This window comes from Burkholderia sp. RF2-non_BP3 (assembly GCF_001522185.1).
GTDB lineage: Bacteria > Pseudomonadota > Gammaproteobacteria > Burkholderiales > Burkholderiaceae > Burkholderia > Burkholderia diffusa.
This window is the reverse complement of the sequence record NZ_LOSU01000033.1, coordinates 148,367-168,373: the sequence shown is the minus strand read 5'-3', so window position 1 is coordinate 168,373 and position 20,007 is coordinate 148,367. Positions and strand designations below refer to the sequence as shown.

The 20,007-nt window shown below is 68.9% G+C and carries 16 protein-coding genes and 1 pseudogene; 5 read left to right on the top strand and 12 right to left on the bottom strand.

The window, feature by feature from the left end; all coding sequences use genetic code 11:
- The first annotated feature begins 6 nt into the window (after positions 1–6).
- Positions 7–1,833 (top strand): thiamine pyrophosphate-requiring protein, encoded by a 1,827-nt coding sequence (locus WS45_RS17040; protein WP_059700839.1) that lies wholly within the window; start codon positions 7–9, stop codon positions 1,831–1,833.
- Between the two features lie 74 nt (positions 1,834–1,907).
- Here WS45_RS17040 and WS45_RS17035 read toward each other — a convergent pair whose 3' ends face one another.
- Positions 1,908–3,686: a glycoside hydrolase family 15 protein gene (locus WS45_RS17035; protein ID WP_059700838.1), complete on the bottom strand. Its 1,779-nt coding sequence runs from the start codon at positions 3,684–3,686 to the stop codon at positions 1,908–1,910.
- A gap of 41 nt (positions 3,687–3,727) precedes the next feature.
- Positions 3,728–3,823: pseudogene (locus WS45_RS35065) on the bottom strand (SDR family NAD(P)-dependent oxidoreductase); the annotation flags it as partial.
- Positions 3,824–4,105: 282 nt separating this feature from the next.
- Between WS45_RS35065 and coxB the strand changes: the two are divergent.
- The 4 genes from coxB to WS45_RS17015 are packed head-to-tail and all read left to right on the top strand — an operon-like array spanning position 4,106 to position 9,828.
- The gene (coxB, locus tag WS45_RS17030) at positions 4,106–5,155 is read left to right on the top strand and encodes a cytochrome c oxidase subunit II (protein WP_059700837.1); all 1,050 of its coding nucleotides are present in this window, start codon (positions 4,106–4,108) and stop codon (positions 5,153–5,155) included.
- A gap of 13 nt (positions 5,156–5,168) precedes the next feature.
- A complete protein-coding gene (ctaD, locus tag WS45_RS17025) occupies positions 5,169–7,805 on the top strand; it encodes a cytochrome c oxidase subunit I (protein WP_059701021.1) in 2,637 nt (878 codons plus the stop codon).
- Positions 7,802–8,203 (top strand): hypothetical protein, encoded by a 402-nt coding sequence (locus WS45_RS17020; protein WP_059536848.1) that lies wholly within the window; start codon positions 7,802–7,804, stop codon positions 8,201–8,203. Before ctaD ends, WS45_RS17020 begins: the two co-directional genes overlap by 4 nt.
- Positions 8,194–9,828: a cytochrome c gene (locus tag WS45_RS17015; protein WP_059700836.1), complete on the top strand. Its 1,635-nt coding sequence runs from the start codon at positions 8,194–8,196 to the stop codon at positions 9,826–9,828. The genes WS45_RS17020 and WS45_RS17015 overlap by 10 nt, the downstream gene beginning before the upstream one ends.
- A gap of 73 nt (positions 9,829–9,901) precedes the next feature.
- Here WS45_RS17015 and WS45_RS17010 read toward each other — a convergent pair whose 3' ends face one another.
- The 10 genes from WS45_RS17010 to WS45_RS16965 all read right to left on the bottom strand — a co-directional run bounded on the left by WS45_RS17010 (position 9,902) and on the right by WS45_RS16965 (position 19,931).
- The gene (locus WS45_RS17010) at positions 9,902–10,300 is read right to left on the bottom strand and encodes a RidA family protein (protein WP_059700835.1); all 399 of its coding nucleotides are present in this window, start codon (positions 10,298–10,300) and stop codon (positions 9,902–9,904) included.
- Positions 10,301–10,413: 113 nt separating this feature from the next.
- Positions 10,414–11,190 (bottom strand): benzoate diol dehydrogenase BenD, encoded by a 777-nt coding sequence (gene benD, locus WS45_RS17005; protein WP_059700834.1) that lies wholly within the window; start codon positions 11,188–11,190, stop codon positions 10,414–10,416.
- The gene (benC, locus tag WS45_RS17000) at positions 11,187–12,209 is read right to left on the bottom strand and encodes a benzoate 1,2-dioxygenase electron transfer component BenC (RefSeq protein ID WP_059700833.1); all 1,023 of its coding nucleotides are present in this window, start codon (positions 12,207–12,209) and stop codon (positions 11,187–11,189) included. The genes benD and benC overlap by 4 nt, the downstream gene beginning before the upstream one ends.
- A 39-nt stretch (positions 12,210–12,248) precedes the next feature.
- A complete protein-coding gene (gene benB, locus WS45_RS16995) occupies positions 12,249–12,737 on the bottom strand; it encodes a benzoate 1,2-dioxygenase small subunit (protein WP_059700832.1) in 489 nt (162 codons plus the stop codon).
- A complete protein-coding gene (locus tag WS45_RS16990; RefSeq protein ID WP_059536868.1) occupies positions 12,734–14,092 on the bottom strand; it encodes a Rieske 2Fe-2S domain-containing protein in 1,359 nt (452 codons plus the stop codon). Before WS45_RS16990 ends, benB begins: the two co-directional genes overlap by 4 nt.
- 116 nt (positions 14,093–14,208) lie before the next feature.
- Positions 14,209–15,162 (bottom strand): catechol 1,2-dioxygenase, encoded by a 954-nt coding sequence (gene catA, locus WS45_RS16985; RefSeq protein WP_059700831.1) that lies wholly within the window; start codon positions 15,160–15,162, stop codon positions 14,209–14,211.
- 73 nt (positions 15,163–15,235) lie between these two features.
- Positions 15,236–15,526: a muconolactone Delta-isomerase gene (gene catC / locus WS45_RS16980; RefSeq protein ID WP_059536876.1), complete on the bottom strand. Its 291-nt coding sequence runs from the start codon at positions 15,524–15,526 to the stop codon at positions 15,236–15,238.
- 45 nt (positions 15,527–15,571) lie between these two features.
- On the bottom strand, positions 15,572–16,708 hold the full coding sequence (locus WS45_RS16975; RefSeq protein WP_059700830.1) for a muconate/chloromuconate family cycloisomerase: 1,137 nt from the start codon (positions 16,706–16,708) through the stop codon (positions 15,572–15,574).
- A 373-nt stretch (positions 16,709–17,081) separates the two neighbouring features.
- Positions 17,082–18,608, bottom strand: coding sequence for a CYTH and CHAD domain-containing protein (locus WS45_RS16970; protein ID WP_059700829.1), 1,527 nt, complete (start codon positions 18,606–18,608; stop codon positions 17,082–17,084).
- A gap of 138 nt (positions 18,609–18,746) precedes the next feature.
- Complete coding sequence (locus tag WS45_RS16965; RefSeq protein WP_059700828.1) at positions 18,747–19,931, bottom strand: sugar transporter; 1,185 nt, start codon at positions 19,929–19,931, stop codon at positions 18,747–18,749.
- Positions 19,932–20,007: the final 76 nt, after the last annotated feature.

Genomic DNA, 20,007 nt, shown 5'->3' with positions numbered 1-20,007 from the left:
AACGGCATGGCGACAGTGGCGGATTTCATCGTCGAACGGCTGTACGACTGGGGCGTGCGCCGCGTGTACGGCTACCCGGGCGACGGCATCAACGGCTTCTTCGGCGCGCTCGGCCGGGCGGAGGGCAAGATCGAATTCGTCCAGGCGCGCCACGAGGAGATGGCGGCCTTCATGGCGTCGGCACATGCAAAATTTACAGGCGAGCTCGGCGTATGCGTCGCGACCTCGGGCCCCGGCGCCTCGCACCTCGTGACCGGCCTGTACGACGCCCGGCTCGACCACATGCCGGTGCTCGCGATCGTCGGTCAGCAGGCGCGCGCGGCGCTCGGCGGCCACTATCAGCAGGAAGTCGACCTGCCGGCGCTGTTCAAGGACGTTGCGGGCGCATTCGTCCAGCTTGCCGTCGTGCCGGGCCAGGTGCGCCATCTGGTCGACCGCGCGGTGCGCATCGCGCTCGGCGCGCGCACGGTGACCGCGCTGGTGCTGCCGAACGACCTGCAGGAGCTCGACTACGCGCCGCCGAAGCGCGCGCACGGCACCGTGCACTCGGGGGTCGGCTACACGCCGCCGAAGGTGGTGCCCTACGCCGACGACCTGCAGCGCGCGGCCGACGTGCTCAATGCCGGCAAGAAGGTCGCGATGCTGGTCGGCGCGGGCGCGCTGCGCGCGACCGACGAGGTGATCGCGGTGGCCGACCGGCTCGGCGCGGGCGCCGCGAAGGCGCTGCTCGGCAAGGCCGCGCTGCCGGACGACCTGCCGTGGGTCACGGGCTCCATCGGGCTGCTCGGCACGAAGCCGAGCGACGAACTGATGACCGAATGCGACACGCTGCTCGTCGTCGGCTCGGGCTTCCCGTACTCGGAATTCCTGCCGAAGGAAGGCCAGGCGCGCGGCGTGCAGATCGACCTGAAGGCCGACATGCTGAGCCTGCGCTACCCGATGGAGGTCAATCTCGTCGGCGACAGCGCCGAGACGTTGCGCGCGCTGCTGCCGCTGTTGAAGGAACGGCACGACACGAGTTGGCGCGACCAGATCGCGAAATGGAACGCGGACTGGCACGAGACGCTGGCCGCGCGCGCGGCCGCGAAGCCGAGCGCCGGGCGTGGCGTGAATCCTCAGCGCGCATTCACCGAGCTGTCGCCACGGTTGCCCGACGACGTGATCCTGACGAGTGATTCGGGCTCCTGCGCGAACTGGTATGCGCGCGACCTGATGATGCGACGCGGGATGATGGGTTCGCTGTCGGGCGGGCTCGCGTCGATGGGCGCGGCCGTGCCGTACGCGATCGCCGCGAAGTTCGCGTACCCGGTGCGCCCGGTGATCGCGATGGTCGGCGACGGCGCGATGCAGATGAACAACATGGCCGAGCTGATCACGGTCGCGAAGTACTGGCGGCAATGGCCCGACCCGCGCTGGATCTGCATGGTGCTCAACAACGAGGATCTGAACCAGGTGACGTGGGAACAGCGCGTGATGGAAGGCGATCCGAAGCTCGACGCGTCGCAGCAGATTCCGAACGTGCCGTACTACCGCTTCGCGACGCTGCTCGGGCTGAAGGGCATCTACGTCGACGATCCGGAACAGCTCGGCGCCGCATGGGACGAGGCGCTCGCGTCGGACCGTCCGGTCGTGCTCGAGGTCAAGAGCGATCCGGAGGTGCCGCCGCTGCCGCCGCACGTGACGCTGCAGCAGGCAAAGCATTTTGCCGAAACGTTGGTGAAAGGCGACCCGCGCGAAGCGAACGTGATCGTCGAGACCGCGCGGCAGGTGCTGTCGGCCGTGCTGCCGGGCAACGGCGAGCGCGGTGGCAAGGGAGGCAGGCACGAGTCGTAGCACATGACGGGCGGGACGACACGAAGCGTGCGTCGTGCCGTGCTGCCCCGTCGCGTGCGGCGCGATGCGGCACGTCAGCCGGTATCGACGTCGTCGCGCCAGTCGCCCTCCAGCGCGAGCGCCGCGTTGACCAGCCCGACCTGCGCAAGCGTAAACGGAAAATTCCCGCACATGCGCCGCGCCTTCACGTCGTACTCTTCCGACAGCAGCCCGACGTCGTTGCGCAGGCCCAGCAGCCGCTCGAACAGCGCGTGCGCGTCGGCGTCGCGGCCCTGCATCTGGTAAACCTGCGCGAGCCAGAAGCCGGCCGCGACGAACGCACCCTCGTTGCCTTCGCAACCATCCTTGAAACGCGGCGGCCGGTAACGGAACGGCAGGCCATCCTCGACCAGTTCGCGCTCGATCGCGGCGACCGTCGCCGCGACGCGCGGATCCGACGCGTCGAGCATCCCCGTCAGCGGAATCAGCAGCAGGCTCACGTCGAGTCCGTCGCCGTCGTAGCGGTCGACGAAGCGGCCGAGTTTCGGGTGATAGCCACGGGCGAGCACATCCGCGTGCACGGTGTCGGCCCAGCGCCGCCACTCCTCGAGTGGCGCGTGATGGCCGAACGCGCGCGCGGAACGATACGCACTTTCGACGGCCGCCCACACCATCACCTTCGACGACGTAAACGGGTGCCGTCCGCTGCGCACCTCCCAGATCCCCTCGTCCGGCTCGCGCCAGATCGTCGCGAGATGGTCGAGCAGCCGCCGCTCGAGCGTCCACGCATCGTCGTCGGGCGGCAGCCCGTGCCGGCGCGCCTGGTACAGCGCGGCCAGCACCTCGCCGTAGACGTCCAGCTGCAGTTGCTCGGCCGCCGCGTTGCCGAAGCGCACCGGCCGCGCGCCTTCGTAACCGGCCAGGTGCGCGGCCGACCATTCGTCCGCGCGCCGGCCGCCGTCGGCCGCGTACAGCACCTGCAATTGCGCCGGGTGATCGGCGATCGCGCGCACCAGCCAGTCTCGCCAGCGCGCGGCCTCCTCGCGGTAGCCGCAGCGCACCAGCGCGCGCAGCGTGAAGCTCGCGTCGCGCAGCCAGCAGAACCGGTAATCCCAGTTGCGCACGCCGCCGAAGCGTTCGGGCAGCGAGCTCGTCGGCGCCGCGACGATGCCGCCGGTGCGCAAGCTCGACAGCAGCTTCACCGTGATCAGGGCGCGCTCGATCGCATCGCGATACGGGCCTTGCGCCGCATTGCACTTCGACCAGACGCGCCAGAACGCCTGCGTGTCGCGCAACGACGCGTACGGATCCGACAGCGACGGCGGCCGATCGTACGAACGCGCGTAGCTGATGCAGAAATCCGCGCGCTCGCCCGCGGCGATTCGCGGCGCGCCGACGAGCCGGTCGTCCCGCACGTCGAGGTGCACGTCGGTATCGAGCCACATCGCGTCGCCGCCCGTCATCATTCGCCAGCGCCGGCCGAGACGGCGGCACCACGGCAACGCGTGGCCGTAGTCGAAGCGCACGCCGAGATCGACGTCGAGCTCGACCGTGCCGCGCTCGCCGCGCACGCTGCGGATGACGCACGGGTCGCGCGCATCCCAGCTCATCCAGTCGATCATGACGACACAGCCCGACGACGTCTCGAACGTCGTTTCGAGCACCGCGGTGCCAGGCAGGTAGCGGCGCGTCGCGCGCGCATCCGGCTCGCGCGGCGCGATACGGAAACGGCCGTTGTCGGGCGTGCCGACGAGGGCGGCAAAGCATGGCGGCGAGTCGAAGTCCGGCCAGCACAGCCAGTCGATGCTGCCGTCGAGCGCGACGAGCGCGGCGCTGCGGCCATCGCCGATCAGTGCGTAATCCTCGATCCTCATCGCGCTCACCGGTTCAGCTTGCGCGCGGCGACGAAACCCGCCGCGAGCAGCGCGACGTTCGCGCCGCGCCGCGCAAACGCATGGGCGGTCGCGCGGCCGACGCCGGCGCTCGCACCGGTGATCGCGACGGTCTTCACGGTCGATTCCTCCGGTTTTTCTCGCGGTGGGCGGCACGCAGCCGGGACCTACCCCGAGCGGCCTGCCAGAACACGATCGGGGTAGCAAGCAATGTGCCGCGCACCGTGCTCCGAGCACGCCGTGAACGGTCGCCAAATTTACAAGCCGGCTGTAACGCGCAGCCCGTTGCACGGACAACGCCCGGGCCGCGATGCCGACACGGCGCACGCACGGAAATTGCTCCGCCGCGAACGGTTGTCGAACGGCTGTCGTCACGCCGCCGAATCCGAAAAGGAGCCCTGTTGCCCGTCCCGCCACCCGAGAAAGCGCGCCGTATCGTTCGCCTCGCCGCGACCGCGTGCCTCGCCGCTCCCATGGCCGCCGCGCGCGCCGCCAGCGAGCCCGACGCACCGGCCGGGCCGCTGCCGCTCGCTTACGTCGCGCATGCGGCGGGCCCGGCTGCCCGACCGGTGTTCGTGCTTGGCTGGGCGCTGCTGGCGCTGTGCACGTTCGTGTGCATCGCGATCGCGGTGCTGCTGCTGATTGCGATGTTTCGCCGCCGCACGCATGCGGGCGGCGGCCACGACAGCGGGCTGGCGATCGTCACGGTCGGCTCCGCGATCTCGATCGCGCTGCTGTTCGGCGCGCTCGTGTACATGCTGCGCGTGCTGGGCGCGGTGGCGTCGCCGCCGCATCCACCCGCGCTCACGATCGTCGTGACCGCACACGACTGGTGGTGGGCCGTCCGCTATCCGGACGACGCGGGCGGCACTGCGTTCGTCACCGCGAACGAACTCCACATCCCGGTCGGCGAACCCGTCGCGCTCGAACTGAAAAGCGCGGACGTGATCCATGCGTTCTGGGTCCCGCAACTGGCCGGCAAGACGCAGACGATTCCCGGCCAGACGAATCATCAGTGGCTGCAGGCCGACCGGCCGGGCGTGTACCGCGGACAGTGCTCGCAGTATTGCGGCGCGCAGCACGCGCACATGGCATTCGAGGTCGTGGCCGAGCCGCCCGACGCGTTTCGCGCGTGGCTCGCCGCGCAGCGGCAGCCGGCGCCGGCGCCCGCCGTCGGCGCCGAGCGGCGCGGCCGCCACGTGTTCGACGCGCGCTGCGCGGGTTGCCACACGGTGCGCGGCACCGACGCGGCCGGCGACGCGGGCCCCGACCTGTCGCATCTCGGGTCGCGCCGGCTGCTCGCGGCCGGTACGCTCGACAACACGCCCGACAACCTGCGGCGCTGGATCGCGCATGCGCAGCAGATCAAGCCGCAGACGCTGATGCCGTCGTTCGCGCTCGCGCCGCGCGACGCCGACGATCTCGCCGCCTATCTCGCAACGCTGCACTGAACGGAGAATGACGATGGCCGTTGCCCGCGACACGCCCGCTCCGCTCAGCCGCGTGCCCGACCTCGGCGAAGCGCCGCCGGGCTCCACGCACGAGCGCGAACTGGCCGCGCTGTGGGAATCGGAACCCGGCTGGCGCGGCTGGCTCGGCACGGTCGACCACAAGCGCATCGGGCTGCGCTACATCGTCACCGCGTTCGCGTTCCTGCTGCTCGGCGGCGTCGAGGCGCTCGCGATGCGCATCCAGCTCGCGCGGCCGAATGCGACGGTGCTCACGCCCGCGCAGTACGACTCGCTGTTCACGATGCACGGCGTCACGATGATCTTCCTGTACGCGCTGCCGGTGCTGTCCGGCTTCGCGAACTATCTGTGGCCGCTGATGCTCGGCTCGCGCGACATGGCGTTCCCGAGGCTGAACGCGTTCTCGTACTGGGCGTTCCTGTTCGCCGGGCTGTTCCTGTATGCGAGCTTTCCGCTCGGCGCCGTGCCGGACGGCGGCTGGTTCAACTACGTGCCGCTCACGTCGCTCGATTACAGCGCCGGTGCGAACATCGACATCTATGCGCTCGGCATGATCCTGCTCGGCATCTCGACGACCGGCGGCGCCGCGAACTTCGTCGTCACGCTGCTGCGGATGCGCGCGCACGGGATGTCGATCGACCGGCTGCCGATCATCGTGTGGGGCACGCTCACCGCGTCGGTGGCGAACCTCGTCGCGGTGCCGTCCGTCAGCCTCGCGTTCCTGCTGCTGTGGCTCGACCGCAATGCCGGCACGCACTTCTTCGACGTCGCGAACGGCGGGCGGCCGCTGTTGTGGCAGCACCTGTTCTGGATGTTCGCGCACCCGTGGGTCTACGTGGTCGTGCTGCCCGCGATGGGAATCGTGTCGGACGCGCTGCCGACTTTCTGCCGGCGGCCGCTCGTCGCGTACGAAGCCGTCGCGGTATCGACGGTCGCGACGATGCTGATCGGCTTCGAGGTGTGGGTCCACCACATGTTCGCGACCGGCATCGCGCCGCTCGCGCTCGCGTTCTTCGGCGCGGCGAGCATGCTGATCTCGATCCCGAGTGCGGTCGCGGTGTTCGCGTGGCTCGCGACGATCTGGACGGGCCGTCCGGTGTTCCGCACGCCGTTCCTGTATTTCGCGGGCTTCGTGCTGATGTTCGTGATCGGCGGCGTATCCGGCGTGATGACGGCCGCGGTGCCGCTCGACTGGCAGCTGACCGACACGTATTTCGTCGTCGCGCACCTGCACTACATGCTGCTCGGCATCAACGTCTTCCCCGTGCTCGGCGGTGTCACGTACTGGTTCCCGAAATTCACCGGGCGGATGATGAACGAACGCTTCGGCAAGCTGACGTTCTGGATCGTGCTGGTCGGCTTCAACCTCGGCTTCTTCCCGATGCACGTCTCCGGGTTGCTCGGGATGCCGCGCCGCATCTACACCTACCCGTCCGGGATGGGCTGGGATACGTCGAACCTGCTGACGACGATCGGCTCGTTCGTGTTCGGCATCGGAATCGTGATGTTCGTCGTCAACGCGCTCGTCAGCGCGCGGCGCGGCGCGCGCGCCGGCGAGAATCCGTGGGGCGCCGCCGGGCTCGAATGGTCGGTCGCGTCGCCGACGCCCGTCTACAACTTCGCGGTGCTGCCGCTCGTCGCGTCGCGGCACCCGCTGTGGGAAACGCGCGAGGATCCGATGCGCACCAGCATGCGCGTCGGCTATCGGCTCGCCGACGGGCGCGAGGCGCTCGCGGTCACGCCGCTCGCGGCAAAACCGAGCGCGATCCTGAAGATGCCCGAGGACAGCTGCGTGCCGTTCGTGCTCGCGCTGCTCGCGACCGCCGTGTTCGCTGCGATGCTGGCGCGCTCGCCGACGCTCGTGTGCGCGGCCGTCGCCGGTTGCGCGATCGGGACCGCCGTGTGGCTGTGGCCGCGCCGCACGCTCGGGCAGCGTGCGCACCTTCCGGCCCGCGACACCACCCAGGCACCGGCAGCGGCCGGCCTGCATCCGGCCGAACCGCGCTCGGCGACCGCGCCGTCCGGTGCGCCGGTCGCGTGCGTCGAACCGCTGCCGGTCGGCAGTTGCGGCGAACGCGCGGGCGGCTGGTGGGGCGTCATCACGCTGATCGTGACCGAGGCCGGGCTGTTCGGCTACCTGCTGTTCTGCTATTTCTACCTGCAGTCGCAATCGGACGCGCCCTGGCCGCCCGACGGGATGCCGAAGATCGGCCTCGCGGCCGGCAACACCGTCGTGCTGCTGTCGAGCAGCGTGTTCGTGTGGCTCGCCGAGCGCGCGGTGCGGGCCGAGCGGCGCCTGCGCGCGGCGGCCGCGCTCGCCGTCGCGCTGCTGCTCGGCGTCGCGTTCGCGCTCGTTCAGCTGCACGAGTGGCGCGACCATCCGTACGGACCGACCGCGCACCTGTACGGCAGCCTGTATTTCACGATCACGGGCTTTCACCTCGCGCACGTGGCGGCCGGCCTCGTCATCCTCGCGCTGCTCGCCGGGTGGACCGCCGCCGGCTTCTTCGGCCGCGAACGGCGCGTCGCGCTGACGGTCGGCGGGCTCTACTGGCACTTCGTCGACATCGTCTGGCTGTTCATCTTCACCGCGTTGTACGTATCGCCATACTGGCTCAGGAGCGCGGGATGAACGGCGCGCGACGCTCATGGACACCCCTGCTCGCGATCGCGGCCGGCCTGATCGGCGCGCCCGCGCTGTGGTTCGCGCAGATGCTGGCATCCGAGACGCTCGCGTCGACCGCATGCTATCCGCTCGGCGTCGCGCAGGCCGTGCCGCGTTGGGCGCACGTCGGCGTGTGGCTCGCGCTGATCGCCGCATGCGCGTTCGCGCTGGCGACGGCGTTCGCCGCCTGGCTCGTGCGCACGTGGCAACGCCGGCACGACGCGAACGTGCAGGCCGCGACGCGCGACGACAGCACGCGGTTCCTCGCGCGCTGCGGGATGCTCGCCGCGCTCGGGTTCGTAATCGGTCTCGTGTTCACCGGAATCGTCACCGCTTTCGTGGGGCCGTGCAGTCCATGGCGTTGATCTCGTTCGCTTCGTGTGTTTCGTGTGCCGCGCGCGTCGGTCGGCGCCGCCGCGCGGGCGTCGCGCTCGCCGTGTGCGCCGCGCTGTGCGCATGCGACATGCAGCAGGACGACCACGCGGCGCCCGCCGGCGATCCGGCCGAAGCCGCGTCTCCGACGGAGGCGCCCGAGCCCGCGTCGGGCTGGCGTTTCGTGCGGATACGCGCGTCGGCAGCCGATGCCGGCGCGTCGATGTCGGACCGGGTGAACCGCGATCCGCGGCTGGCGCAGCGGCGAGACACGGCGGCCGAACAGGCTTCGACTACGCCGTTGGACGCTTCATCGGCTTCGCCCCCGGCGTCGGCGTCGTCCACCTCACCCGCATCGTCCGCATCGGCCGCTTCCGCCGCCCGCCGCCCGGTGATTGCCGCCGCGGCCGCGAGCGCCGATGCCGCGACGATCGCGCGCGGCCGCTATCTCGCGCTCGCCGGCGACTGCGCCGCCTGCCACGATGCCGCCGACCACACGCCGTACGCCGGCGGCCAGCCGGTCAATTCGCCGTTCGGGCCGATCTATGCACCGAACATCACGCCGGATCCCGTGCACGGGATCGGCAACGACACGCTGCGCCAGTTCGACGATGCGTTGCGGCGCGGCGTGCGCGCGGACGGCAGCCGGCTGTATCCTGCGATGCCCTACCCGTCGTTCGCGCGCCTGTCCGACGACGACGTGCGCGCGTTGTATGCGTATTTCATGCGTGGCGTCGCGCCGTCGGCGAACGCGGTAAAAATCACGCGGCTGCCGTTTCCGTTCAACCAGCGCTGGGCGCTCGGGCTGTGGAGCCTGGCGTTCGCGAACCGCGACCGGTTCGCGCCGCAGTCGTCGCGATCGGCGGAATGGAATCGCGGCGCGTATCTCGTGCAGGGGCTCGGCCACTGCGGCGCATGCCACACGCCGCGCGGCCCGGCCTACAACGAGCGCGGCTACGACGAACGCAGCGCCGCGTTTCTCACCGGCGGCATCAACGATCACTGGTTCGCACCGAACCTCACCGGCGCGGACGCGGACGGCCTCGGCCGCTGGACGGCCGACGATCTCGCCGCATTCCTGCGCAGCGGCCACGCGGTGCGCGGCGCGGTGTTCGGCGCGATGGCGCCCGTCGTCGGCGAAAGCACCGCGCTGCTGACGGATGCGGATCGTCACGCGATCGCCGTGTACCTCAAATCGTTGCCCGCGCAACCGACTGCCGCGACGAATCCGCTCGGCGTCGGCGTCCCGCGGCTGACCGCGGCGGGGCCGCGCCCGGAGGGCGGCCAGCAGGCGCCGGGGGCCGGCGTATATGCGGGATTCTGTGCGCGCTGCCACGGCGCGGAAGGCGCGGGCGTGCCCGATCGCGGGCCGCCGCTCGCCGGCAATTCGGCCGCGCTCGCGGCCGATCCGACCAGCGCGATCCGGATCGTCGTCGAAGGCGCTCGGCCGGCGCCCGGCACGCACGGGCCGGTGCAGCGGATGCCGGCGATGCGCGGCGCGCTGACGAGCGGCGAGATTGCCGCGGTGGTCAGCTATGTGCGCGGCGCATGGGGAAATCGCGCCGCGCCGGTGTCGGAGCAGGACGTGAGACGGTTGCGAGCGGCGATCCGGCGGTAGACGGGCCGGACGTCGGCATCCGATGCGCGCCACAAGCGGTCGGACCGTGTCGTCTCGCCAGCAGCGGCCGCGACTATCCCTGCAGCACGGCAACCGCCTTGATTTCGACGATATAACCGGGCGCCCCGCCGAGCATGTGCGCGCCGACCGCAGTCCACGCCGGCCGCGGATGCGCATGGAGATAACGGTCGCGCACCGTCATGAACAGCGGCAGGTCACGCATGTCGGTATGGAAGGTCGTCAGGTCGACCACGTCGTCGAGCGATGCGCCGGCCGCCTCGAGCACGACCTTGAGGTTCTCGAACGCCTGCACGATCTGCGCTTCGCGTTCTTCGACCAGTTGCATCGCCGCATCGCGGCCGATCTGGCCGGACACGTACACGGTATCGCCGACCTTGATCGCCGGCGCATAGCCGATTTTTTCGTACACGGCTTCCATTCCGGCGGAGATGATCGCTTCGCGTTGGCGCATGAGTGTCTCCGTGGCCGGGCTGTCCGCACCGGCCGGTTGTTCGATGGTCGTCGCGCACGCCTGACCGGAGCGCGCGCATGTCTGAAGCTGCGGGCGAACAGGCCACCCGCCGCTCAACCCGTGTCGCCGCCCGCGACCGGCAGCACCGTGCCGGTGATGTAACTCGCTTCGTCCGACGCCAGGAACAGGATCGGCGCGATCTGCTCGTCGAGCGTGCCGTAACGCTTGAAGAACGTCGAATCGGTCACCTGCCGCACTGCTTCGGCCATCCACGCCTGTTCCTGCGCGTTGTCGCCGGCCGCATTGCGCGGCACCCGGCGCGGCGGCGCCGTGGTGCCGCCCGGCGCGGTCGCGACCACGCGGATGCCGTGCTCCGCGTATTCCATCGCGAGCGCCGCCGTCAGCGCGTTGACACCGCCCTTCGCGGCCGAATACGGCACGCGACGAATGCCGCGCGTCGCGTTCGACGATACGTTCACGATCGTGCCGCCGCCCCCGGCCAGCAAATGCGGCAGCACGGCGTGGCAACTGTAGAGCGTGGGCATCAGCGAGCGGCGGATTTCCGCGTCGATCTGATCGGGCTCGAACTCGGCGAACGGCCGCATCCGGATCGCACCGCCGACGCCGTTGATCAGCACGTCGATCCGGCCGAACGTCGCGACCGCGCACGCCATCGCCGCGCGCGCGCCGTCGTAGGTTTCGAGATCCGCGACGAATCCGGCCGTGTTGCCGCCCGGCGCCTCGGCGGCCACCTCCGCCACGAAGTCCGCGCGATCGACGAACAGCACGCGGCCGCCCTCGGCCGCCGCGCGCAGCGCGACGCCGCGGCCGATGCCCTGCGCCGCGCCGGTGACGACGACGACCTTTCCGGAGAATCGTTGCATGATCATGCCGCCTTTGCCGTCACGTTCGGGGTGAACTTCTCGTAGTGGAAGCTGTTCGGCTTCACGCCTGCGTCGTCGAAGTACTGGCGCACCGCGTCGACCATCGGCGGCGGTCCGCACAGGTAGACGTCCACGTCGCCGTCGTTCAGCGCATCGGCCGGAATGTGCTGCGTGACCCAGCCCTTGCGCGGATGGCTCGACGCCGCATCGGCAACGACCGTTGCAAAGCTGAAGTTCGGCAGCTTCGCCGCATACGCTTCGATCGCGTCGACCAACACCAGGTCGAGATCGCGCGTCACGCCGTAGATCAGATGCACCTTCTGCCGCGAGCCGCTGCGTGCGAGCACCTCGAGCATCGACAGGAACGGCGCGAGGCCCGTGCCGCCCGCGAGGAACAGCAGTGGCCGCGCCACATCGCGCAGGTAGAAGCTACCGAGCGGCCCGTTCAGTTCGAGCGTGTCGCCGGGTTTCGCCGATTCGAGCCACGAGCTCATCACGCCGCCGGGAATCTTCTTGATCAGGAATCCGATCTTCGTGTCGCCCGGCGCGGACGAGAACGAGTACGACCGGTGCTGGCCGCTGCCCGGCACGCCGATGTTCACGTACTGGCCGGGCAGGAACACGGGAGCGGCCGCATCGACGTCGAGTTCGAGCACGATCGCCGCGTCGTGGTGCGGCTCGACCTTCGCGACCGTCGCGGCGAACGCGCCGTGGCCCGTCTTGCATGCGACCGACGAGCTCGGCACCGCGATCACGCAATCGCTTTGCGGCACCATCTGGCACGTCAGCACGAGGCCGCCGTCCTTCTCGTCCTCGGTGAGCGCGTCGTCGATGTAATCGTCGCCGAGGTCATAGCTGCCGCTCTCCGCGCGGCACTTGCAGGTGCCGCACACGCCGTCGGAACAGTCCATCGGCAGGTTGATCTTCGCGCGGAACGCGGCGTCGAGCACCTTCTCGCCGGCCTTGCAGTCGATGAAGCGGGTGACCCCGTCCTCGAAGTTCAGTGCAATCTTGTAGGTGGACATGACATCGTCTCCCTGTGTTACGTGTCGAATCGATCGGCGTCAGACGTGGTACACGTCGAGCACCTGCCGGATGTAGTCGTTCTTCAGCACGATCTTCTTGTTCGAGATCAACCACGCGTCGCCCGAGCGGCGCAACGTGACGAACATCGTGCCGAAGAAGTGATCGGTCACGCGGTAGCGGTGGTTCAGCGTGTGGAAGTTGTAGCGCACGTCCACCTCGCCGTCGCGCTCGGCCAGCACCTCGACGTTCGTCACGTTGTGGCTGGTGCGCGGCTCGGGCGTCGACGCGCCGCTGCGCTCGGTCTTGATCCGGAACACGCGATCCTCGAGGCCGCCGCGATCCGCGTAGTACATCAGCGAGATCTGGCTGCGCGGATCGTCGGTCGGCCGGTCGTCGTCGTCCCACGCGGGCATCCAGTACGTGACGTCTTCCGTGTAGCAGGTCAGCCACTCGTCCCACTCGCGGTCGTCGAGCAGGCGCGCTTCGCGATACAGCGCCGCGCAGATGGTCCGGTAATCGATGTTCATGCTTGCACCTCCCCGCGTTCCTTCTTCAGTGCATCGCGCATCACGTGCACCCAGTGTTCGTGCTGGCACACGAACAGCCCTTCGTCCTCGCTGCGCTCGCCCGACATGCGCGGGTTCAGCCCCATCCTTTTCGCGTTCTCGTCCGGCCCGTCGATCCACAGCGGCGCGCCGCGCGACAGGTCGTTCCACATCGCCGTGATGCCCGCATAGCCGGCCTGGCACGCGCGGAATTCCTCGAGATCGTCGGCCGTGCCCATTCCGGTCACGTTGAAGAAGTCCTCGTACTGGCGAATGCGCGTCGTGCGGTCGGCCTCGCTCTCGCCCTTCGGCGCGAAACAGAAGATGCTGACTTCGGTCTTGTCGACGCCGAGCGGACGCACCACGCGGATCTGCGTGCTGAACTGGTCCATCAGGAACACGTTCGGGTACACGCACAGGTTGCGCGTCTGGTTCACGATGAAGTCGGCCTGCACGTCGCCGACGCGCGCCTTGATCTCGTCGCGGTGCTGGTACACGGGCCGCACCTCGGGGTTCATCGTCTTGGTCCACAGCAGGATGTGGCCGTTGTCGAAGCCGTACACGCCCGCGACCGACTTGCTCCAGCTGTTCGCGTCGACGGCTTTGGTGCCGTCTTCCTTGCGGCGGCCCATCGTCGCCGCGTAGTTCCAGTGCACGGTGCTCACGTGATAGCCGTCGCAGCCGTTCTCCATCTGCATCTTCCAGTTGCCTTCGTAGATGTAGGAGGAGTTGCCGCGCAGCACTTCGAGGCCGTTCGGCGCCTGGTCGACGATCTGGTCGATGATCACGCGCGCTTCGCCGAGATAGTCCTCAAGCGGCAGCACATCGTCGCGGAGGCTGCCGAACAGGAAGCCGCGATAGTTCTGGAAGCGCGCGACCTTCTTCAGGTCGTGCGAGCCGTGCGTGTTGAACTGCACCGGATACTCGGTCGTCTTCTCGTCCTTCACCTTCAGCAGCTTGCCGGTGTTCGAGAAAGTCCAGCCGTGGAACGGGCACGTGAAGCTGCCCTTGTTGCCGTGCTTGCGGCGGCACAGCATCGCGCCCTTGTGCGCGCACGCATTGATCACCGCGTGCAGCTCGCCGGTCTTGTCGCGCGTGATGACGATCGGCTGGCGGCCGATCCACGTCGTGTAGTAATCGTTGTTGTTCGGGATCTGGCTTTCGTGCGCGAGGTACACCCAGTTGCCCTCGAAGATGTGCTTCATCTCGAGCTCGTACAGCGCCTCGTTCGTGAAGATGTCGCGGCGGCAGCGGAAAACGCCGGCCTCCTTGTCGTCCTGCACGGCGGTGGCGAGCAGGTGGTCCAGTTCGGTGGTGTGGTCGATCGTGGCGGACATGTTGGTTCCTCCTGTGCGCGTGCCGGGTCCTGCAAGCACGCTCGCATCGGTATCGATTGAATCTCGCGGGGATCCGGCCGGCGGCGGCGCAGGCGCGCCGCCGTGCCGTCGGGCGGTTATGCCGTGGCGGAAGCGCGCAGGCGTTCGACGATCTGGTTGTCCTTGCCCTCGACGCGCGGCGTCAGGACGAAGTTGAACTCGATGTCCTGGTAGGCGTCGGCCTTCAGCCCGAGCGCGATGCCGCCGGTCTTGCCGGTGACGGGCGGAATCAGCTCCTCGCGCGTCGCATACGCGAAGTCGTCCCAGATCAGCGGGTCGCCGTCGATGTTGAACTGCGTCGTCAGCTTGCGGTGGCCGTCGCTGGTCACGAAGAAGTGCACGTGCGCCGGGCGGTTGCCGTGACGGCCGAGGCGGTCGAGCAGCTGCTGCGTCGCGCCCTGCGGCGGGCAGCCGTAGCCGACCGGCATCAGCGTGCGGAATTCGTACTTGCCGTCCGCGCCCGTCTTCACCGCGCCGCGCAGGTTGAAATCGCTCTGCGCGCCGGTCGGGTCGAAGTGCGAGTAGAAGCCGTGTGAGTTCGCGTGCCAGCACTCGACCAGCGCGCCGGCCACCGGCTTGCCGTCGTGCCCCGTGACCGTGCCGTGGATCACGAGCGGGCCCGCGCCTTCGTCGGCGTCGATGTCGATCTTCGCGACGCCGTCGCGCACCGGCGCGCCGCCGACGTACAGCGGGCCTTCGATCGTGCGCGGCGTGCCGCCGTCGAGCCCGATCGCTTCGTCCTCCGCGTCCATCCGGATGTCGAGATACTTCTCGAGACCAAGGCCGGCCGCGAGTAGCGCCGCCTCGCCGTCCTGACCGAGCTTGTTCAGGTAGTTCACGCCGGCCCACACTTCGTCGGGCGTGATGTCGAGATCGTCGATCGCCTTGAACAGGTCGCCGAGCAGCCGCAGCACGACCTGCCGCGTGCGCGCGTCGCCGCCGTTGGTGCCGTTGGTGCCATTGGCGCCCGCGTTCGACGCGGCCTTCAGCAGATCCTGCACTTCCTTGGTTTCGAATACTTTGACGCTCATGATGGTGTCTCCACGTGTATTTTGGGGAAAGGTGACCCGGTGCCCGCCGTTGCGGAAGAGGCAGCGCCGTGGTTCAAACGTCGCCGTCGTGTACCGACGACGGGTGGCGACACAACGGCGTCACCGAAATCTTCATGTACGGGAACAGCGGCAAGCCGGTCAGGATCTCGTGCAGCTCGGCGTTGCCGGATACGTCGAACACGCTGTAGTTCGCGTATTCGCCGGCGATGCGCCAGATGTGGCGCCACTTGCCGCTGCGCTGCAGGTCCTGCGAATACGCCTTCTCGCGAGTCTTGATCTCGTCGGCCACGCCGGCCGGCATGTCGGCCGGGAGATTGACGTCCATGCGTACGTGGAAAAGCATCGTGATGTCCTGGTGCGTGATCGGGTTGTCGCGGTTTGTCGCGGGTCAGCGGGAGACTTTCGTCAGCCCGTCGCGGGTGAACCGCGCGACCTTCGCTTCGTCGAGCTCGATGCCGAGGCCCGGGCCGCTCGGCACGGTCAGTTCGAAATCGCTGTAGTCGAGCGGGGTCGTGAGAATCTCTTCGGTAATCAGTAGCGGTCCGAACAGTTCGGTGCCCCACTGCAGGTTCGCGAAGCTCGCGAACAGATGCGCGGACGCGACCGTGCTGAACGCGCCTTCGAGCATCGTGCCGCCGTACAGCTCGATGCCGGCCGCGTCCGCGATCGCCGCGACGCGCTGCGCCGCGAAGAGGCCGCCGCTCTGCTCGATCTTGATCGCGAACACGTCCGCGCCGTGATGCTTCGCGATCTCGAACGCGCTGTCCGGGCCCTGCAGGATTTCATCGGCCATCAGCGCGACCGGGAAGCGGCGCATCAGCCGTGCGAGCGCCGCGGCCGACGCGACCGGCTGCTCGACCAGTTCGCAGCCGGCATCGGCGAGCGCCGGAATCGCGCGCGCGGCCTGCGTTTCGCTCCACGCCATGTTCACGTCGACGCGCACCGATGCGCGCTCGCCGACTGCCCGCTTGATCTCGGCCACGTGCCGGATGTCCGCGTCGAGCGCCTTCGCGCCGATCTTCAGCTTGAACACGTTGTGGCGGCGCAGGTCGAGCATCCGCTCGGCTTCGGCGATATCGGTCGCCGTGTTGCCCGATGCGAGCGTCCACGCGACCGGCAGGCGATCGCGCCGACGGCCGCCGAGCAGCTCGCTGACCGGCACGCCGAGGCGCTTGCCGTGCGCATCGAGCAGCGCGGTTTCGAGCGCGCTCTTCGCGAAGTGATTGACCTTCGCGAGCTTGCCGAGGAACGCCATCAGCGTCTGGATGCGCGTCGCGTCCTTGCCGATGATGGCCGGCGCGAGGTATGCGTCGATCGCGAGTTTCATCGCTTCCGGGCTTTCCGGGCCATAGGCCATTCCGGCGATCGTCGTGCCTTCGCCGGTGCCCGTCACGCCGTCGCTGCAGGTCACCTTCACCAGCATCAGCGTCTGGCCGTGCATCGTGGCGACCGACAGCTTGTGCGGACGGATCGTCGGCAGGTCGACGAGGCGGGTTTCAATGCGTTCGATGGTGACGGGAGACATGGGGCACGCTGCGTGTGGGGAGTTCATGGAACGGATTTATACGCGGCGGCGAAATGGACCGTCCAATACTTTTGGTCTCGCTTTTTCATACCTGGCAGGTATCGTAATTCGCTACGATTCGCGAAATATTGCACTGCGCCATACCCGTTTTGTCTGGTTGGCGGGGCGGAAAGGCTTGATGGGAGGCGCGAAACGGGTTTCCGGAACGCGGCTTTGCGGGCGATGAAATGCGCGGGGCGGGCGACGGGCGACGTCGACGGAAATCGAGGTCCGGGGTGGGCGGATCAGGGTTTTCCTGATGCGAATGCGGCGTGGCCGGCCGCCCGTATTCCGCACGAAGGCGCCGCGATCCGGCCACGTCCCCGTGGCCGGATCAGTGCGGTGGCGAAAGACGCCTGAAGCGCTTCCACAGCTTCTTCATCGTCGGACGATCGGCAGCCACGCGGGCGGCCAGGAAACCGCGCGCAAAGGCCGCGCCCGGCGCGGCGGCGGGCGCTGTGCGAGGCAGCGCCTTCAGAAGCTGCTCCGCGACCACGGCATCGTTGCGCCAGCCCAGATCGTCCTGAAGCGCGGTCAGCGCGTCGACGTAGGGCCGGACGGTCCGTCTGGAACAGAGCGACGCGAAGAATTCCGTCGCGTATCGGACTTTCTTCGCCGCGATGCGCGCACGATGACGACGGCGATCGTCGAGATCGGCCAGCCCCTTGCCACGTTCGATCAGCTTGCGATGCCGCCGACGCAGGACATCCGTGGCAAACCGCCTCGCCGGACGACCGATCGCCGCGCGCTGTTCGTCGGACATCCCCGCTCGCCAGCCCTGTCGGCTCAACCACGACGCGAGTTGCAGCGCGAGCCGCGTGTAGCGAACCGATTCGACCGCGGCGGCCGCGCGCTGCCGGTTCCTGACCGCAATCTGCTCGCACGCGTCGCGGGCCGCACGAACCTCGTCCGGATGGCCGTTCGCGCCGGCCTGTTCGAGCGTCGATCCCGCGAGCACTTCCCAGTCCCGCGCGGTGCCCAGCTCCGACGCGATCCAGCGCAGTTCGTCGTCAAGGCCGGGAAACGCGGGAACCGCTTTCCCGAACAGGTCGAGCGCGGAGCGCAAACGACGCAGCCCCACACGCATCTGATGCACGCTCGACGGGTCGTGACCGGACGCGACGCCACGTTCGTTCGCGTTGACCTGGTCCAGGCAGTTGCGCGCGATACGGCAGAACGCGTCTTCGATCGAATCGCGTTTCTTCAGTTGCACCGGCCGCGCCTTGACGGCCGCGCGGTGCTCGCCGACGAGGAGCCCGTAGCCGAGATCGGCCTTGCTCTCGCGATCGATTCGCAATGGCACGATGTCGAGCATGGCCAGCGCGACGCCGTACAGGCTTTCCGGCTCGCCGCGCTTCAGCTCCAGTTCGACGGCGGCGATCGGGACCGAACCCGACGCCGCTTCCACGGTACCTTTGTCGAGCGCGACCTCGAGCTCGTCTCCGGACGGCAGGCGCAGCGGAAAGACCGACCACCTGATCCGCGTGACGAACACCGGCTCGAGCTGGCCGGCCGTCGCCTCGTCGCGGACGAGCCTGCCGCAGTCGCTGTCGTCGGGTATGCGTTCCCGCAGCGGCGCGAGATCGGGGACGTCGCCATCGACGGGCGTTTCGAACTCGTTCCTGTCGAACAGTCCGGCCTGCGACGCCCCGTCCAGCTTCAGCGTCTGGACCCGCTCGTCGCCGGTCGCGCGCACCCGCAGCGAAGCCGCGCACCGGTGCACGCCGAGCGCGGGCGTATCGAAATAGGTGCTCGTCCGCAGTTGCGATGCGCTGGCGCGCCCGGATTGCGCGAGCAACGGCGCGCGACGCAGCTTGTCGAGATCCTTTGCGGAAATCCGCAGTTTCAACTCCCGTTCCATGTCGCCTCCGATGTGCGTGTCCTTGTTTCAGGCTACACCCGATCGGTCGTGCCGGCGGCCATGCGTGCGCGTCGGGACGCGAAACCGCGGCAGCGCGATGCGGCGGGAATCCGCGCGACGGGCCGCACCGACGGCGGATTACGCCACCGCCCGCCGCTCATGCAGCCGCAACGCGGCCCACGCGATCCCGGCGGAGGCGATCCCGACCACCCCGCCGAACGTGCCGATCCACGGCAGGCCGAAATCCCCGGCGATATGGTTGCCGAGCAGCGCGCCGGCGCCGATGCCGACGTTGTACAGCCCGGAAAAGATCGACACCGCGAGATCGGTCGCCTCGGGCGCGAGCTTCAGCACCCACGCCTGCATCGCGAGCCCGAAGCAGACGATCGCGCCGCCCCACACCAGCGTGTGAACCGACAGCGTGACGATGTTCAGCGCGCTCGGGAACAGGATCAGCAGACACGCCGACAGCGCGATGATCGACGCGAGCAGGAAATCGGCCGGCCGCTCGGGAAACACGCGGTTGAAGCAGACCGCGGCCGGCATGCCGGCGACGCCGAACAGGATCAGCACGTAGGTGATCCGGCTGCTGCTCGCATGATTGACGCTCTGCACGAACGGCTCGATGTACGTGTACGACGTGAAATGCGCGGACACGACCAGCACGGTGATCGCATACAGCGATACCAGCGCCGGCTTCCTGAGAAACATGCCGATGCTGGACAGCGATCCGGCGCCCTGGCTCGGCAGCGCCGGCAGCGTCATGCGCAGCATCAGCAGCGCGACGGCCGCCGCGCCGCCGATCACGAGGAACGTCACGCGCCAGCCGAGCGCCTCGCCGATCACGCGCCCGAGCGGAATGCCGGCAACCATCGCGATCGCCGTGCCCATCGCGAGCAGGCTCAACGCGCGGCTCTTGCGGTCGCTCGGCGCGAGCCGCACGGCCAGCGGGACGGAAATCGACCAGAACACCGCATGCGCGCACGCGATGCCGAGCCGGCCGATCATCAGCACCGTGAAATTCCACGCGACGCCGGTGACGACATGGCTGCCGATGAACACCAGCAGCGCGCAGCTCAGCAGCTTGCGCCGCTCGACGTGGCGCGTGACGAACGTCAACGGCAGCGACACGACCGCGACGGCCCACGCGTAGATCGTCAGCATCAGGCCGACGTCGGTCGGCTGCATCCGCAGGCTGTCGCCGATCGCGCTCAGCAGCGCGACGGGCACGAATTCGGTGGTGTTGAAGATGAAGGCAGTGAGTGCCAGGGCCAGGACGCCCCACCACGACTGTTCGGAACTGACGGCGTCCGGAGTTGCCATACGGGAATTCGACGAGGGTTGGGGGCGCGTGCGGCGCGGGCAGGCGGCCCGGCGCATCGGCGCCCGGCGCATCGGC